Below are 589 nucleotides of genomic sequence, written 5' to 3' on the forward strand. Positions count from 1 at the left end.
CGCACTAGGTACAAAACGTTCAGAAACATTTTGGAACCGCAAAATCGTATTGGGTTCAACCCCGACTGTAAAAGGCGCCAGCCGTATTGAAAAGTCATTTGGCGATAGTGACCAGCGTTATTACTACGTCCCATGCCCTCACTGTAATGAATATCAGGTTCTTGAATGGGGCGGCCCAGATACTCCTTACGGCATAAAATGGGACAAAGACGAACACGGGGAAGGGATACCGGATACCGCTTATTACGTTTGTCGTCATAACGGATGCGTGATCCATCATAACGAAAAAGCCGGCCTGGTAAAGCGTGGCGAATGGCGGGCAACCAAACCATTTAAAGGTCATGCCGGATTTCATATCTGGGCGGGTTACAGTCTGTTTCCTAACGCTGCGTGGAAATACTTAGTTGCTGAATGGCTGAGAGTGAAAAATGACCCGTTGATGCGTCAGACATTTATCAACCTGGTTCTGGGTGAACCCTATGAAGATCGGGGCGAGAAAGCATTGAGTGAAAGAAAACTCCTTGAGCGCTGTGAAGTCTTTGCTGCTGAGGTACCGGACGGCGTTGCGGTTCTGACGGCGGGTATTGAT

The 589-nt window shown here is 48.7% G+C and carries 1 protein-coding gene; it reads left to right on the top strand.

Annotation, left to right across the window (positions count from 1 at the left end):
* Positions 1-589: terminase gpA endonuclease subunit (locus ACGF5R_RS24355; protein ID WP_387693205.1), on the top strand; the 589-nt coding region annotated here is incomplete at both ends.

Source organism: Photorhabdus sp. RM71S (assembly GCF_042879355.1).
Lineage (GTDB): Bacteria > Pseudomonadota > Gammaproteobacteria > Enterobacterales > Enterobacteriaceae > Photorhabdus > Photorhabdus kayaii.